The organism is Alteromonas sp. KC3 (genome assembly GCF_016756315.1).
GTDB lineage: Bacteria > Pseudomonadota > Gammaproteobacteria > Enterobacterales > Alteromonadaceae > Alteromonas.
In genome coordinates this window covers 1,728,307-1,743,173 of record NZ_AP024235.1, presented here as the reverse complement: position 1 = coordinate 1,743,173, position 14,867 = coordinate 1,728,307, and the positions used below count along the sequence as shown (strand labels likewise).

15 protein-coding genes are annotated in these 14,867 nt (G+C 43.9%); 10 read left to right on the top strand and 5 right to left on the bottom strand.

Translation table 11 applies throughout. The features are described 5' to 3' along the window. Positions 1–79: 79 nt before the first annotated feature. Positions 80–1,411: an NCS2 family permease gene (locus JN178_RS07850; protein ID WP_202265065.1), complete on the top strand. Its 1,332-nt coding sequence runs from the start codon at positions 80–82 to the stop codon at positions 1,409–1,411. A 60-nt stretch (positions 1,412–1,471) separates the two neighbouring features. Here JN178_RS07850 and JN178_RS07845 read toward each other — a convergent pair whose 3' ends face one another. From JN178_RS07845 to JN178_RS07835, 3 genes are read right to left on the bottom strand one after another with little or no spacing between them, the layout of a single operon-like run. After that, positions 1,472–1,729 carry a DUF3862 domain-containing protein gene (locus tag JN178_RS07845; RefSeq protein WP_202265062.1) on the bottom strand — a complete coding sequence of 86 codons (258 nt, stop codon included), beginning with the start codon at positions 1,727–1,729 and terminating at the stop codon, positions 1,472–1,474. A gap of 33 nt (positions 1,730–1,762) precedes the next feature. After that, complete coding sequence (gene puuE / locus JN178_RS07840) at positions 1,763–2,692, bottom strand: allantoinase PuuE (protein WP_202265060.1); 930 nt, start codon at positions 2,690–2,692, stop codon at positions 1,763–1,765. Position 2,693: 1 nt separating this feature from the next. Further along, positions 2,694–3,338 (bottom strand): TetR/AcrR family transcriptional regulator, encoded by a 645-nt coding sequence (locus JN178_RS07835; RefSeq protein WP_202265058.1) that lies wholly within the window; start codon positions 3,336–3,338, stop codon positions 2,694–2,696. A 371-nt stretch (positions 3,339–3,709) separates the two neighbouring features. Here JN178_RS07835 and xdhA point away from each other — a divergent pair, with 371 nt between their 5' ends. From xdhA to JN178_RS07800, 7 genes are read left to right on the top strand one after another with little or no spacing between them, the layout of a single operon-like run. Next, the gene (gene xdhA, locus JN178_RS07830; RefSeq protein WP_202265056.1) at positions 3,710–5,149 is read left to right on the top strand and encodes a xanthine dehydrogenase small subunit; all 1,440 of its coding nucleotides are present in this window, start codon (positions 3,710–3,712) and stop codon (positions 5,147–5,149) included. Next, entirely contained in the window at positions 5,142–7,511 is a 2,370-nt protein-coding gene (gene xdhB, locus JN178_RS07825; RefSeq protein WP_202265054.1) for a xanthine dehydrogenase molybdopterin binding subunit, read from the top strand. The genes xdhA and xdhB overlap by 8 nt, the downstream gene beginning before the upstream one ends. Then, complete coding sequence (xdhC, locus tag JN178_RS07820; protein WP_202265052.1) at positions 7,508–8,365, top strand: xanthine dehydrogenase accessory protein XdhC; 858 nt, start codon at positions 7,508–7,510, stop codon at positions 8,363–8,365. Before xdhB ends, xdhC begins: the two co-directional genes overlap by 4 nt. After that, positions 8,352–8,855: a 2-oxo-4-hydroxy-4-carboxy-5-ureidoimidazoline decarboxylase gene (gene uraD, locus JN178_RS07815; protein WP_202265050.1), complete on the top strand. Its 504-nt coding sequence runs from the start codon at positions 8,352–8,354 to the stop codon at positions 8,853–8,855. The genes xdhC and uraD overlap by 14 nt, the downstream gene beginning before the upstream one ends. 18 nt (positions 8,856–8,873) lie before the next feature. After that, positions 8,874–9,206, top strand: coding sequence for a hydroxyisourate hydrolase (gene uraH, locus JN178_RS07810; protein ID WP_202265048.1), 333 nt, complete (start codon positions 8,874–8,876; stop codon positions 9,204–9,206). A 5-nt stretch (positions 9,207–9,211) separates the two neighbouring features. After that, positions 9,212–10,507 (top strand): guanine deaminase, encoded by a 1,296-nt coding sequence (guaD, locus tag JN178_RS07805; protein WP_202265046.1) that lies wholly within the window; start codon positions 9,212–9,214, stop codon positions 10,505–10,507. Positions 10,508–10,522: 15 nt separating this feature from the next. Continuing rightward, a complete protein-coding gene (locus tag JN178_RS07800) occupies positions 10,523–11,767 on the top strand; it encodes a urate hydroxylase PuuD (RefSeq protein WP_202265044.1) in 1,245 nt (414 codons plus the stop codon). A gap of 58 nt (positions 11,768–11,825) precedes the next feature. On the opposite strand, the gene JN178_RS07795 is transcribed toward JN178_RS07800, so the two are convergent. Further along, complete coding sequence (locus JN178_RS07795; protein ID WP_202265042.1) at positions 11,826–13,103, bottom strand: diguanylate cyclase; 1,278 nt, start codon at positions 13,101–13,103, stop codon at positions 11,826–11,828. A 312-nt stretch (positions 13,104–13,415) separates the two neighbouring features. On the opposite strand from JN178_RS07795, the gene JN178_RS07790 reads away from it, so the two are divergent. Together JN178_RS07790 and JN178_RS07785 are read left to right on the top strand one after the other, a co-directional pair. Then, positions 13,416–14,000: an NAD(P)H-dependent oxidoreductase gene (locus tag JN178_RS07790; protein ID WP_202265035.1), complete on the top strand. Its 585-nt coding sequence runs from the start codon at positions 13,416–13,418 to the stop codon at positions 13,998–14,000. A 121-nt stretch (positions 14,001–14,121) separates the two neighbouring features. Then, positions 14,122–14,394, top strand: a complete 273-nt coding sequence (locus JN178_RS07785; RefSeq protein ID WP_202265034.1) for a putative quinol monooxygenase — start codon at positions 14,122–14,124, stop codon at positions 14,392–14,394. Positions 14,395–14,474: 80 nt separating this feature from the next. Here JN178_RS07785 and JN178_RS07780 read toward each other — a convergent pair whose 3' ends face one another. Beyond that, positions 14,475–14,843 carry a winged helix-turn-helix transcriptional regulator gene (locus JN178_RS07780; RefSeq protein WP_202265033.1) on the bottom strand — a complete coding sequence of 123 codons (369 nt, stop codon included), beginning with the start codon at positions 14,841–14,843 and terminating at the stop codon, positions 14,475–14,477. Between the last annotated feature and the right edge of the window lie 24 nt (positions 14,844–14,867).

The following is a 14,867-nucleotide window of genomic DNA, read 5'->3' as shown; positions in this document are numbered from 1 at the left end:
AGTTGACTATTTGGTCAGCTTATTGCTTTAACTGGTTTCTACTCAGCACATAAACTCGAAAACACCAAGAGATAAATTGATGTCCAACAACCTTATTGAACGGCTCTTCAAACTACAAAGCCATGGTACAACGATCAAGACCGAAGTGATTGCCGGCCTTACTACATTCGCGGCCATGTCTTATATTCTCGTCGTTAATCCAGGAATATTAGGGTTAAGCGGTATGCCCGTTGAGGGGCTAATTACGGTCACTGCACTTGCTGCGTGTTTAGGCACATTGCTAATGGCGCTTATGACAAATTACCCTATCGCACTTGCCCCTGGGATGGGTCTCAATGCCTTTTTTGCCTTTACCATTTGCCTTGGACGAGAAATTCCTTGGGAAGCGGCGTTAGGCATTGTGTTTTGGAATGGTATTCTTTTTCTCATTTTGTCATTAACTGGTGTACGAACCAAGATAGCTGAATCTATTCCTCCCTCGCTAAAAGTAGGTGTGCAATGTGGGATAGGATTATTTATTGCATTTATAGGCCTTAAAAATGCAGGACTAATTGTTGATAACCCTGCCACCTTTGTTCAACTTGGCGATCTATCGGAACCCGCGGTGTTGCTCGCGCTATTAGGCATTATCTTTACCATTGTATTAATGGTAAAGCGTGTGACTGGTGCCATTTTGATTTCTATTGTTACGCTTACGATTATCGGGGCTTTTATCCCTACAGAAAATGGGACGCTTACTGCTACTCCCGATGCTATTGTAGGTATGCCCGAGTCAGTTTCATCAACCTTCATGGCAATGGATTTTTGGTATCCAATTGATCATTTGGCCGAAACGTGGGACCTCATTTTTGCTCTAATGTTTGTGAACATGTTCGATACTATCGGCACGCTTATTGGTGTTTCTCGTAAAGCAAACCTGCTTAACGAAGAAGGAAAACTTCCTAAAATAGGCCCTGCAATGACAGCTGATGCCGCTGCCAGCGTGGTGGGTGCAGCTGTGGGAACATCGCCAGTAACAAGCTATGTAGAGTCTGCAACGGGTGTCTCTGCTGGCGGCCGCACGGGCCTTACGGCAATTGTTGTTTCCGTTTGTTTTTTATTGTCGTTATTTCTTACGCCGCTAATGAAGGTTATTCCCCTAATGGCGACAACGCCCGCTCTACTAATGGTGGGTATTTTAATGATGGAATCGATTCGCCAAGTTGATTTTGACGACTTAGGCGCGCTTGCGACGGCATCTGTTGCACTGATTGCAATGCCATTAACGTTTAGTATTAGTGAAGGAATAGCACTGGGCTTTATCACTTATGTAGGCATAAAAGTTGGCACAGGAAAATTTAAAGAAGTTACACCTTTAACATACGCCTTGGCGCTAGTGTTCTTACTTCGCTACATACTCGATTTAAAATAAAAACCGTTAGTTAGACGAAAAAAGGTGGCCATGGCCACCTTTTTTATTGATTATTGATTGCTACTCTAGGCCATCATAATTAAATGTTACGGCTTTATCGCCCATAAACACTATCTTGATGTGCTTGGCTTCTTCATCGCCCCATGTACACGCCAACGTTCCCATCGTCTTGCCACAGTTATCTGCAGTACCTAATACGGCTTCCACTTCTTCTTGAGTCATACCCATTTCAAGCTTGTCGTAGTTATCTTTGGTCAACTTAGAGCAAGCAGTAAGTGCAAGTGCGCCAAACATAATGGCAATAATTTTAGATTTCATAATGGTGTCCTTTGTTTTTTCTTAGACTACATCCTAAACCGACATATTGTCACTATCGGCTATAGGATGAGTACTCAACCAGTGGCGGGCAATATCTTCTCGTGTTGCAAGCCATACTTTATCGTGAGACTTTACATACTCAATAAAACGCTTCAATGCCGCTATTCTAGCAGGTCGACCAATAATTCGATTATGTAGACCTATCGACAACATTTTAGGTGAAGTGTCCCCTTCCTCATACAGCACATCAAACGCATCTTTCAAATAAGTAAAGAATTGCTCACCACTGTTGAACCCTTGTGGCGTCGCAAAACGCATATCGTTAGTATCTAGAGTGTAAGGTACCATCAGTAGCGGCTTGCTGTAGTGGCAATCGTAGTAAGGCAAGTCATCTGCATAAGAATCAGCGCAGTAAAGTATGTCGCCCCGCTCGGCAATTAACTTTAACGTATTCGGGCTGGTTCTCCCCGTATACCACCCTACAGGCTTACTGCCAGTGAGTTGTTCGTGCAGTATAATCGCTTCATCAATTTGTTTGCGCTCTTGTGCTTCATCCATGTCTTGGTAGTGCACCCAACGCATGGCGTGACTGGCAATTTCCCAGCCTGAATCAATCATTGCTTTTACCGCTTCAGGGTGACGTTGCATTGCCATGGTCACGCCAAAAACGGTAACGGGAATGTCGAATTTGTTAAGCAGTTTATGTAAACGCCAAAATCCAGCTCTGCTGCCATATTCATAGATAGACTCCATGCTTAAGTGCCTATCTTTGTATGCTTGTGCATTGATTATTTCAGAAAGAAACACCTCAGAGGCTTCATCACCATGCAATACACAGTTCTCACCACCCTCTTCGTAGTTTAAAACAAATTGCACCGCAATTTTTGCATCATTAGGCCATTTAGCATGCGGTATATGTTGACCATAACCTATAAGATCTCTTGGATAGTTAGCCTGTGACATATTAGTCCCTATACTCTACAGGCACTGATAAACCGCACCCGCCAAGCACAAGTTTTACCACTTGCTTAGTCGCTTGTTCGAAATCAGCTTTTGTCATTTTCTTACCACGTAGACGAGTAATTTGCGCTGAAAAGTCAGCATAGTGCTGCGTACTTGCCCAAATAGTATAAAGTAAATATTCACCTTCCACTGGGGGCAACTTGCCCGCTTCAACCCACGCCTCAATAAGCTCAAGACGCCCTTTCATCCAGAGAGCGTGCTCTTCATCAAAGTAACCGCTTAAATTCTGAGCGCCGTTTATAATCTCCATGGCGAAAATTTTTGATGCCAATGGATGCGTTCTGGAGACTTCCATTTTCTCGGCAATGTAGGTCGCAAGCACCGTTGCGGGATCGTCTTGTACTGTTGCTTTATCGAAGTGAGAGTTCCACAGTGAAAGGGTTTCTTCGAGTACTGCCACATAAAGCTCTTGCTTAGTTTTGAAGTAATACAAAACATTGGTTTTTGGCAAGCCAGCTTCATCTGCAATTTTTTGTACCGCAGTACCCTTGAAGCCAAACTGCGCAAAACACTTTTCCGCGGCCTGAAGTATTTTTCTTCTATTCATAGCGCCCACACCAGCATCGGCGCTTTTTACCTTTATCATTATTATTCAAATTCCTTTGCAATTTTGTTTTGCAAGCGCATTGAAGCGTGATGCTTCTTTATATCAAGAACTCGCGCATTACAAAAGTATACAACGCTAGCGCCGCCACTCCTATTGCTACGTTAGCATGAATTTTGCCAAATTTTTGCCAATTGCTACCAAGCATAGGAGGACTCGCCTATTACTCATTTTAATTTTCGTACCTCGTGAAAACGCGCACGTAATTTGCTTACTTTTATTCATGAAAATGATGGCCTTAATCGCTTAGGCCATTTTTTATAAGCAATAAATTGACCATGTGGTCTACTTTTTTGATATAAATACAGCTATATTAATGAATACAATAAAGACAATAACTGGAAGGTGTGAGTATGATTCGCTTTCTTATTAATCAAGATATCGTTGAAATAGATGAAGCGAGGGCCGATCTCACTCTTCTGCAATACATTCGCGAGTATAGAAAAAACACTGGTACTAAAGAAGGGTGCGCTGCTGGCGATTGCGGAGCATGCACTGTAGTGTTGGTTGAGCCATCAAATGACGCGTCAACGCCCTTACACTATCGTACGGTAAATAGCTGTATCACGCTAATGAGCGCGGCCCATGGAAAACAGCTTTTATTAGTAGAACACTTAAGTTCAGGCGACACATTGCATCCCGTTCAACAAGCATTGGTTGATCATCATGGTTCACAGTGTGGTTTCTGTACGCCGGGCTTTATAATGTCTATGTTTGCCCTTTATCACACCAACAGTAAACCTAACCGAGACGACGTCTTAAACGCACTTTCTGGTAACCTTTGTCGCTGCACAGGCTACCGCCCCATTATTGACGCCACGCTTAAGGTGTGTGAACAACAGGCGAATGACCAATTTAGTCAGCGCGAGGCTGAAACACTAACTCGCCTGACCGCTTTAAAAGCGGACAATCTAGGTACGACTAATATCATCATGCCCACCACGCGCGAATCGCTAAAAAGCGCTATATCTCAATACCCTAGTGCACAACTCGTCGCAGGCAGTACTGATTTAAGTTTGCAATTTACTCAACAGTTAAAGAACGTTAGTACCTTAATTAGCTTGTCACACATTGAATCCCTAAAACAATGCACCACAACAGAGCGCTCTCTTCTAATTGGTGCAGCCTTGCCTATCAATGATGTGGCACCTTTGCTATTGCGACATTTCCCACAAGCTGCTGAGTTGATCACACGCTTTGCTTCTTTGCCCATTCGAAATCAAGCCACTATAGGTGGGAATGTGGCAAACGCATCGCCAATAGGTGACATGCCGCCTCTGCTACTCGCATTACAGGCAATATTGCATATTGATAATGGCGAGAACATTCGCACAGTGCCCATTAACACCTTCTTTGAAGGCTACAGAAAAACAAAACTTGCTTATGGCGAATGGATTTCAGCTATTGAAATACCACTGTTGGAAGATAGGCAACAAGTCGCAGCATATAAAATATCTAAGCGCTTTGAAGATGATATTTCTGCAGTTTGCGCAGTATTCAAGCTCACACTTGAAGAAGGCAAGATTGTCACAGTAACGAGTGGATTCGGTGGTGTTGCCGCAACGCCTGTTCAATGTAATGAATTACAAAATGCGTTAGCGGGCAAACAGTTTTCGAGTCATGAAACCATGAGCATAGGTAAGCAAATTCTTTTTGATGCTTTCACTCCTATCGACGACGTACGGGCAAGCGCACAGTATCGTAAGACGGTTTTGGCGAACCTTTGGCATCGCTTCTGGCTAGAAAATCAAACGCAAAACAACATTGAGACTCGGGTGGTGCAGCATGCGTAAGTTAATCGATACTGCAAATACAACAACTGAAGATAACGCGGTTGTACATGTATCATCAAAACATGAAAGTGCTGTTCGACAAGTACAAGGCAGCGCAAACTATGTTGACGATATCGTTGAACCCCAAGGTACGCTTTACGCGGCAGTGGGATTAAGTAGCTGTGCGAAAGGGCTGATATCATCACTAAATTTGGACGATGTTCGCGCCAGTGAAGGTGTAGTAGATGTTGTAACCATCGATGACGTGCCGGGTCACAAGGATATTGGCCCTGTGTTTGAGGGCGACCCGTTACTTGCCAATAAAGAAATCAAATTTTTTGGCCAGCCCGTTTTTGCTGTACTTGCCACATCGGTTCAGTTAGCGCGACAAGCCGCTACGAAGGGTCAAATAAATGTGGTGGAAAGCTCGCCTATTCTTAATGCTAATGTCGCTCACCAGCAGCAAACGTTTGTGCGCCCTACTCACCGTTTTGGTCAAAACAGTACGCAGGTACAACCAACACTAGACAATTCGACTAATTCTGAAGAAGGCTCTCTTCGTATTGGTGGCCAAGAACATATGTACCTGGAAGGTCAGGTCAGCCTTGCCATTCCTGATGAAGAAGATCGTATGAAAATATACACTTCTAGCCAGCACCCCAGTGAGGTTCAAAAACTGGTGGCTGAAGTACTCAACGTGAAACTGCATCGCGTTATGGTTGATATGCGACGAATGGGCGGGGGTTTTGGCGGCAAAGAAACCCAAGCAGCACAATGGGCTTGTATTGCGGCACTCCTTGCATCACGAAACAAATGTGCCGTGAAACTGCGTCTTCCTCGTTTTACTGACATGCATGTCACAGGTAAACGGCACCCTTTTGAAAACCACTTTGAAGTTGCGTTTGATAGTACTGGCAAGATTGAAGCGACACGCATGGAGATTAACGGTATTTGTGGCCACTCGCCTGATCTTTCTGATGCCATTGTCGATAGAGCGATGTTTCATGCCGATAACGGTTATTTTTTAGGTGTTAGCGACATTGTTGGTCACCGGCTACAGACCAATATGGTATCGCACACCGCCTATCGAGGCTTTGGCGGCCCACAGGGCATGATAATGGCAGAAGCCATGATGGATAAAGTAGCACGTGCGTTAGGTGTTGACCCCCTATCAGTGAGAAAGCGCAACCTGTACGGACCAAGCACAGGTACCACGACACCTTATGGCATGGAAGTAGAGCACAACTTACTGCCTGAAATGATCGACGAACTCGAAACTAACGCGCAGTACTGGCAGCGCCGTGAGGCAATTACTCAGTTCAATCGTACGAGCCCCATCATTAAGAAAGGATTGGCGTTAACGCCTGTTAAATTTGGAATTTCGTTCACGGCAAAACACCTAAACCAAGCAGGTGCACTTGTTCATATTTATACTGATGGCAGTATTCAGGTAAACCACGGTGGTACTGAAATGGGTCAGGGACTACATACCAAAATTGGCCAAATTGCGGCGAACGAGTTTGGTGTGGGCCTTGATATGATTGAAGTGACATCCACCCGTACTGATAAAGTACCCAATACGTCACCCACAGCGGCATCAAGTGGTACGGATCTTAATGGTAAAGCGGTACAAAATGCGTGTTTGATACTAAAAGAGCGTCTTGCATCATGCTTCGCTCAATCAGTTGGCCAGCCTGAAAATGCCCATAGCGTAGTATTTGTCGATGGACAATTAGTACTAGGAGAGCACTGTATCGCATTTTCAGATTTAGTACAGACTGCCTATTTTGAACGCGTATCGCTTTCTGCAAGTGGTTTCTATAAAACGCCAAAACTTCAATATAACCGCGATACTGGCGAAGGGCGTCCTTTCTTTTATTTCGCTTACGGTGTTTCAATGAGCGAAGTCTCAATTGATACCCTAACAGGAGAATACACCGTCGATAAAGTCGACATTATTCATGACGTTGGAAAAAGTCTAAACCCTGCCATTGATATTGGCCAAATTGAAGGCGCGTTTATTCAAGGCATGGGATGGTTAACCACCGAGGACCTGAAGTGGAACAAAGACGGCAAATTAATTAGTGAAAACATGGCGACCTATAAGATCCCTGCCATTGGCGATACACCACCGCATTTTAATGTGTCTCTTTTTGGGCGAAAAAATGAGGAAGACAGTATTTATCACTCTAAAGCCGTGGGTGAGCCGCCATTTATGTTAGCAATTTCTGTGTGGTGCGCGTTAAAAGATGCCATATCAAGTTTGTCGGGATACACACAAGACCCCCAGCTTGATACGCCAGCCACACCAGAGCGGATACTCGACGCTCTTGGCAAGGTGCAAAGTTTGCAATGTAGCGAAGGGGTGAGAAAAGCGCGATGAGTAGTAACTCCTATCGACCTCAAACATGGTACGAGGGCATTGCTCGTTGCCAACAGCAAAACGAATCGTATGTACTGGTAACCGTTGTCACCGCGGCGGGGTCAACCCCCCGCGAGCAAGGCAGTAAAATGGTGGTAACCGCAAGTGCGTCAATTGATACGATTGGCGGTGGGCATTTAGAGTTCGACGCAATTAAGCGCGCAAGAAACTACCTTGCGGCAGGAAAGCCTTGCACACAGCTTCACAGTTACCCTTTAAGTAGTTCGCTAGGGCAATGCTGTGGTGGCGCGGTGAAAGTATTGTTTGATGTTTGTAATGTTCATCAGCAACACATTGCTGTATTTGGTGCAGGTCACGTAGCAAAAGCATTAATCCCTATCTTAGCGCAGCTTCCTGTGAGAATTTCGTGGATAGATAGTAGAGATGCACAGTTCCCAGATAACTTGCCAGCTAACGTGACACAAGTCGTTGAAGATGAGCCTGAATCAGAAGTTACTAGCCTGCCAGATAACAGCTGGTTAATTGTTTTAACACATGACCACCAGCTCGACTATCGCATTGCCGAGAAAGCACTTGCGTACCCTTCCCTGCCATTTGTTGGGTTAATTGGCTCTCAAACAAAAGCAAAACGCTTTATTACAAAGCTAACAAACCGCGGATTCGATAAAGCAGCACTATCGAGACTTCATACGCCTATCGGCAATACCGACATACCTGGTAAGTTACCCATTGAAGTGGCCGTTTCCATATCTGCTCAAATAATCGCGCGACTACACCAAAAAAACCACTCGGATTTGGCGCCATTGCCGCACCACGAATGTGAAGAGAAGGAACATTTCTATGACGTTGAATGAACTCAACAATTTAGATAACCAGCAGGCTAGCAAATGGTTCGAACAATGCTGTGCGTCGAGAACTTGGATTTACAGTATGACCAATGCGCGCCCTTTTTCCGATTTAAAGGATATTGAGGGAGCAGCAAAAACAGCATGGGCGAAATGCGCAGAACAAGACTATTTAGAAGCGTTTAGAGCCCATCCTATGATTGGTGACATGAATACGCTGCGCGAGAAATTTGCCAACACAAAAGCAATAGCAGCCAACGAGCAGTCAGGTACTGCTGTCGCATCTGAGGCTACGCTCAATGAGCTTAAAGAAGCCAACCAAGCGTATTTGGATAAACACGGCTTTATTTTCATTATTTGCGCTACGGGTCTTTCAGCCGATGTAATGTTAAGCGAGCTACAAAAGCGACTTCCCAACTCTACTGCGCAAGAAATAACAAATGCGGCAGCTGAACAAATAAAAATAACGCTTTTACGAATTAACAAAGCGCTCGCGTGAATAAATAAGGACGAGATGATGAACACACTCTCTAGCCATGTATTAGATACAACCTTAGGCAAACCTGCACAGGGAATTGTGCTTACGTTAACCACACCAAACGGCGAATCATTCGAGGGCATAACCGACAGCGATGGTCGATTTAATCAGTGGGCCATGAACAGTAAAGAAGGTTTTGTAGCCGGTATTTACACGTTACGTTTTCATTGTAAGGACTATTTGGAAACACATCACGGTAAGAGTTTTTATCCGTATATTGATATTACATTTGAACTTGAGAATAACGGTGGGCACTACCATGTACCCTTGTTGATTTCTCCCTTTGGTTACAGCAGCTACAGAGGCAGCTAACACACATGCAGCTATTTCGTGCAAGCATTGCGCACTTTCCTAAGCACACTTCAGAATTTACAAATGACATCGATGTTTATCACGACGGTGGCTTATTGATAGACGGAAAACACATTGTTGATGTGGGCCATTTTGATGCCATCAATAAGCGTTACCCCGGCGCAAGTATTATTGATTTCTCGGGAAAGTGGATATTACCTGGACTTATCGACAGCCATTTACACTATCCACAAACCCAAAGCATTGCCCATTACGGTGAACAGCTATTGAGTTGGCTAGAAAACTATACTTTTCCAACAGAAATGCAGTTTGCTGATAACGCTCATTCTAGCGCTATTGCAAAAGTATTTATTAACCAGCTGCTTAAAAATGGTACCACGACAGGCCTTGTATTTAGCACTGTGCACAAGGATAGCTGTGATGCCTTATTTAATGAAGCCAGTCGTATCGACATGGCAATGATCGCAGGTAAAGTTTGCATGGACAGAAACTGTCCTGCTCCACTACAGGATACGGCCGTTTTAGCGCAAAAAGAATGTGCCGCGCTGATTGAAAAATGGCACAACAACGGCCGTAATCGATATGCACTCACACCACGATTTGCGCCCACGAGCACTGAAGCACAACTTGCAGCATTAGGTGAGCTAGCTCAACAGTTTGACGATGTTTTTATTCAAACGCACTTGTCTGAAAACCTTGATGAAATTGCGTGGGTTAAAAGTTTGTTCCCGAAGGCCGAAGGTTATCTTGACGTATATGATAAGTTTAATCTTGTACGCGAAAGAGCTGTTTTTGGTCATGGTATACACCTGACGCCTAATGAATGGGCGCGTTTAGGTGAAGCCAATGCAAGTATCGCATTTTGCCCTACTTCCAATTTGTTTTTAGGTAGCGGGCTTTTTGATATGAATGCAGCGCGAGCCAATAATGTGCATGTTGCTCTAGCCACAGACGTAGGTGCGGGCACCACGTTTAATATGTTTAAGACCTATGGTGACGCCTATAAAGTAAGCCAATTGCGGAACGCGCCAATCAGCCCACTAGAAGGGTTTTATTTAATGACTCAAGGGGCAGCAATCGCTCACAACCTTGATCATGAGATTGGAAACCTTAATGCAGGTTCAGCGGCTGATTTCATTATTGTCGAGCCAAGGTTTGACGAATTAACAATGCTTCGAATTCAAGATAATGCTGAGTTCGACGATGTATTTTTTGCCTTAAGTATTCTAGGCGACGACCGCGCAATTGCCCAAACATGGGTAAGTGGTCGCTGTTGCTATGACAACAAAATGCTGCAGTAAAAAAGGAGAATAATAATGCCGTGGCTCGATTGGTTAAGTCTTTTTGTTCGTTGGTTTCATGTGGTTGCAGGCGTTGCATGGATTGGCGCTTCTTTCTATTTTATCTGGCTGGATAATAACTTGCGCACACCGCCCAAATGGAAGCAGGACAAAGGCATCAAGGGTGACCTGTGGGCCATACATGGTGGCGGTTTTTACGAAGTAGCGAAATATGCATACGGCCCTGAACAGATGCCTCAAACGCTGCATTGGTTTAAGTGGGAAGCGTATACAACATGGTTGTCAGGTTTCGCTCTGTTAATCATAGTTTACTACTTCGGTGCCTCGGCATACCTCATTGACCCTTCAGTAAATCCAATATCACCATCAATGGCTATTTCACTGGGACTAGGCGTAATTTTTGGCGGCCTTACGCTGTACGAGATTGCTTGTCGTAGTAAATTGGCGAACTACCCTATTGCGTTTGGGGTATACCTGATAGCACTAGTTTGCATAGCGAGCTACCTTTCGACGCAATGGTTTAGTGGAAGAGGAGCTTACATTCACGTGGGTGCTCTTATCGGGACCATTATGGCAGGTAACGTATTTTTCAATATCATGCCCAATCAACGCAAAATGGTAGCCGCTGTCGCCAATAAGCAAGATATCGACCCTAAATGGGGGGCGAGTGCTAAGTTGCGCTCTGTGCACAATAACTACTTTACGCTGCCGTTATTGTTTATCATGATTTCAAACCACTACCCTATGACTTATCAGCATCCTCATAGCTGGCTAGTGTTAATTGCTATTATGGCAGCTGCTGCGTGGATACGACATTTCTTTAATTTAAAGCATGTTGGTAAAACAAAGCCGAGTATTTTAGTCACTGGGGCTATTGCTATGCTAGCGATTACCTTTTGGGTTTCGATGCCACAAAACACAGTGAATGATATACAACTAAGCGAAGAAACGGCAGGCATGAGCGCTAAAGATTCACACTCCGTTGGTAGTAAAGAATCGGTGTCCATTACTGATGCTCAAGTAGCAAACGTTATTGAAACCCATTGTGTAAGCTGCCACTCACGCACCCCAACTGACGATATTTTTAGCGTTGCTCCTGTAGGGGTAGTGCTAGATTCTTGGGAAGATATTGAGCGTTTTGCGCCCCAGATAGTGCGTCGGGCCTCTGTTACGAAAGACATGCCTTTTTTAAATAAGACAGGCATGACAGAGGATGAAAGGCAGTTGCTAGCAGATTGGTTTGCGGCAAGACAAAATTAGTTTAAAAGTATCGCGTCGCGATCACATGTGCATGCGACGCGATACTAATCTTTAATGTTTATCCAGCACTCTCCATTTCTCCTGAGCAGCCGTGCTCCCTTTTTTGTTGATACATTGCCTCGTCAGCAAGGTCCAGCCATTCCTGCACGGAGGATATTGAAGAGTTCCATTCAACCCAGCCCAAACTAAAAGCAATAGGTAAAGATATTCCATCGCCTAGGCTGAGTGTGAACTCGCTATGCTCTAGTCTTTCAAAGAATGCTTGCGTTTCAGCTTCATCGGTACCGTAGAGTAAAATGACAAACTCATCTCCACCAATTCGCCCAAACCTATCACTATCACGTAACAGCGACTCCATTGTTTTTGAAAAGTGCGACAATGCCATGTCACCCACTTTGTGACCATAGTCGTCGTTGATGGTTTTAAAGTTATTAAGGTCAACAAAGACCAGTGTTGAAATCTTTTGCCCGCGCTCCATGCGGCTTATCTCTTTCGATAACTGGCTGAAAATTTCACGGCGATTTGCCAACCCTGTCAAAGAGTCTGTTTTAGACAGCATTTCAAGCTTCGCCACTGCACTCATCAGTGCATGCTGCTGTGCTTTTTCTTTGGTTATATCGTCAGCCGTGCCTAAAATCAAAGTTTGCTGTTCGCTGGCGTCATAGATGAGACTACCTCTATCGTGCAAATGCTTAACATTTCCAGAAGCATCGATAATGCGATATTGAAGATCCCAGTTTTGCAATGGTCGTTTACTAAATACCTTCGCTACGCGCGCTCGATCATCCTCGTGAATGTGATCAATAAATGAAACTGGGCTGCAGTACAATTCGTACTCATTTCTCCCATAAATATTGTTATAGCCATCGTTGACGTAGTGCAATTTATCTAAATCAGGCGTAGCAACCCAAATAAAAGTACGCTCAGAAAACGCACTGACAATTTTGCTGAAAAGCGCATCTACCTTGAATAACTCAGTTTCAATTCGCTTTTTATCATCAATATCTTCCACTACAGAAATAAAATATTCTGGGTTGTCTTGTAAATCGCGTACAAGTGAGACAGTAAGTTTACCCCACACCAGTTGACCGTCACTGCGGACATATTGTTTCTCTATGGCGTAGTTTTCGATTTCTCCCTTTAGCAAGCGTTCAAGATAAATCAAATCTTCCTGCAAGTATTGAGGAGCGGTTAACTCTTGAAACGTTAATTGAGTAAGCTTTTCTTTTGGATACCCAAGAAACTCGCATAGCTTTTTGTTTACACGAATAAACGCGCCATCTAAGCCGACATGCGCTAAGCCGACAGCACAATAATGAAAAGTCTTTTCAAACATGGGACACCGCCCAGTGTAACAACTGCATTCCGTCGCCTCATATGTTGTTTATTGAATCACACGCTCAGCGTGCGAATTAGGGAAAGATAAGAATCCCGCAGAGGTAGCATTTACACTCTAGTCTATATATTAGTACAGCGTAAGCATAAACCTGCAATAAGGCGTAAAAATAGGAAAAAGGATTAGAGCGTCGATCATTTACCTTTTAATGCGCGTTTAAATAAAAACACAGTAGTTACTAAAAATACACTAATTGATTATATTAACTAAGTCACTAAAATAAACCACAATAAATACCAATGTGGAGTTTTTATGAAAAACGTCTTAATTATTAATGCGCATCAATATTACCCTTTTTCTGAAGGTCGTCTTAACAGTAGCTTAGTTGATCAAGCAACCTCACTTTTAACTCAAAAGGGCTACGATACTCGCCATGTGAATATGCTTGATGAGGTAGATGTTCAGCAGCAGCTAGAACTGCACCAATGGGCAGACATCATTCTTTTGCAATCGCCCATAAATTGGATGGGAGTACCTTGGTCTTTTAAGAAATATATGGATGAAGTCTACACAGCGGGAATGGGAGGAGCACTCTGTAACGGAGACGGTCGCTCTGCTGATGAGCCTAAAAAAGGCTATGGCACAGGTGGCACGCTAAAAGGGAAAAAGTACATGATGTCAGTCACCTTTAACGCACCTGAAGAATCATTTAATGATGACAGTGAATATTTGTTTCAAGGTAAGAGCGTAGACGACCTCTTGTTCCCCATGCATGCGAACTTTAGGTTCTTCGGCATGGAGGCCCTTCCTACATTCGCCGCTTTTGACGTAATGAAAAATGCTGACGTGGAAAACGACTTTAAACGCTTTGAAGCACATATCAAAAACACCTTCTAGCGCATGCCTTTTAACGCAAAGATTTGCGTAGCCAGCGTTTTTTGGTTACGCAGTCTTCGCGAATAACCTAGCATTGCTTTCTAACGAAACATATTAAACCTTACAATTGGAAACGAGTTATATGGTCGAATTTTCAGTGCTATTGTCGGCAAAAGAAGGTCAAACAGAGGCACTTGCAAATATTTTGCAACCACTGGTCGAAGCTAGCCAGCGAGAAGAAGGGGCGGTAATGTATGACTTACATGCCTCTGGGGCAGGACTTTTTGTGATCACAGAAAAGTGGCAAAACCAAGAAGTGCTTGATGCTCATGAAGCAACGCCACATTTTACTTCTTTTCAACGTGCCTCAGAAGGCTTAATTGACAGCGTCGTACGACTACCAAAAACTGCATAACGACTTCGTCATTTAAGATAAAAGGGGCATTTTTATGCTTCTTTTATTTAGAGCCCCTACTGTGTCTTTTCTAGAAAGCGCTATGCTGCATTATCCTCGCTGTGGCTTTCTGACCATATGCGTAACTGTTCAAGGATATCAAGGGCCGAACGCCCAAAATCAGTGAGGCTATAGGCCACCGCAATTGGCCGCGTTTCAATGACATTACGCGAAACCATACCATTGTTTTCTAGCTCTTTAAGCCGCTGATCGACCATCTTTCTACTGGCACCGCCTAACATCCGACAAAGGTCGTTAAAGCGTACCGGCTCATCTTTCAAATGATAAATAATGGACCCTGTCCATTTCCCACCAATTAAACGCATTCCACGCTCAATGGCGCATGGTTCATCACAAGTATTTAAAACTGTTTTTTTACCCTTAGCGTCTGTTTTTATTTCACTTTTCATTATTTTCCTCTAGAAAAAGCGGTA

What these genes read in the sequence shown, in the direction of transcription:
- JN178_RS07850 (WP_202265065.1), top strand. Translation starts at nt 80, where the DNA reads ATGTCCAACAACCTTATTGAACGGCTCTTCAAACTACAAAGCCATGGT.
- JN178_RS07835 (WP_202265058.1), bottom strand. Translation starts at nt 3,338, where the DNA reads ATGATAAAGGTAAAAAGCGCCGATGCTGGTGTGGGCGCTATGAATAGA.
- JN178_RS07780 (WP_202265033.1), bottom strand. Translation starts at nt 14,843, where the DNA reads ATGAAAAGTGAAATAAAAACAGACGCTAAGGGTAAAAAAACAGTTTTA.
- puuE (WP_202265060.1), bottom strand. Translation starts at nt 2,692, where the DNA reads ATGTCACAGGCTAACTATCCAAGAGATCTTATAGGTTATGGTCAACAT.
- JN178_RS07800 (WP_202265044.1), top strand. Translation starts at nt 10,523, where the DNA reads ATGCCGTGGCTCGATTGGTTAAGTCTTTTTGTTCGTTGGTTTCATGTG.
- JN178_RS07795 (WP_202265042.1), bottom strand. Translation starts at nt 13,103, where the DNA reads ATGTTTGAAAAGACTTTTCATTATTGTGCTGTCGGCTTAGCGCATGTC.
- JN178_RS07785 (WP_202265034.1), top strand. Translation starts at nt 14,122, where the DNA reads ATGGTCGAATTTTCAGTGCTATTGTCGGCAAAAGAAGGTCAAACAGAG.
- xdhC (WP_202265052.1), top strand. Translation starts at nt 7,508, where the DNA reads ATGAGTAGTAACTCCTATCGACCTCAAACATGGTACGAGGGCATTGCT.
- uraD (WP_202265050.1), top strand. Translation starts at nt 8,352, where the DNA reads ATGACGTTGAATGAACTCAACAATTTAGATAACCAGCAGGCTAGCAAA.
- JN178_RS07845 (WP_202265062.1), bottom strand. Translation starts at nt 1,729, where the DNA reads ATGAAATCTAAAATTATTGCCATTATGTTTGGCGCACTTGCACTTACT.
- xdhA (WP_202265056.1), top strand. Translation starts at nt 3,710, where the DNA reads ATGATTCGCTTTCTTATTAATCAAGATATCGTTGAAATAGATGAAGCG.
- uraH (WP_202265048.1), top strand. Translation starts at nt 8,874, where the DNA reads ATGAACACACTCTCTAGCCATGTATTAGATACAACCTTAGGCAAACCT.
- JN178_RS07790 (WP_202265035.1), top strand. Translation starts at nt 13,416, where the DNA reads ATGAAAAACGTCTTAATTATTAATGCGCATCAATATTACCCTTTTTCT.
- guaD (WP_202265046.1), top strand. Translation starts at nt 9,212, where the DNA reads ATGCAGCTATTTCGTGCAAGCATTGCGCACTTTCCTAAGCACACTTCA.
- xdhB (WP_202265054.1), top strand. Translation starts at nt 5,142, where the DNA reads ATGCGTAAGTTAATCGATACTGCAAATACAACAACTGAAGATAACGCG.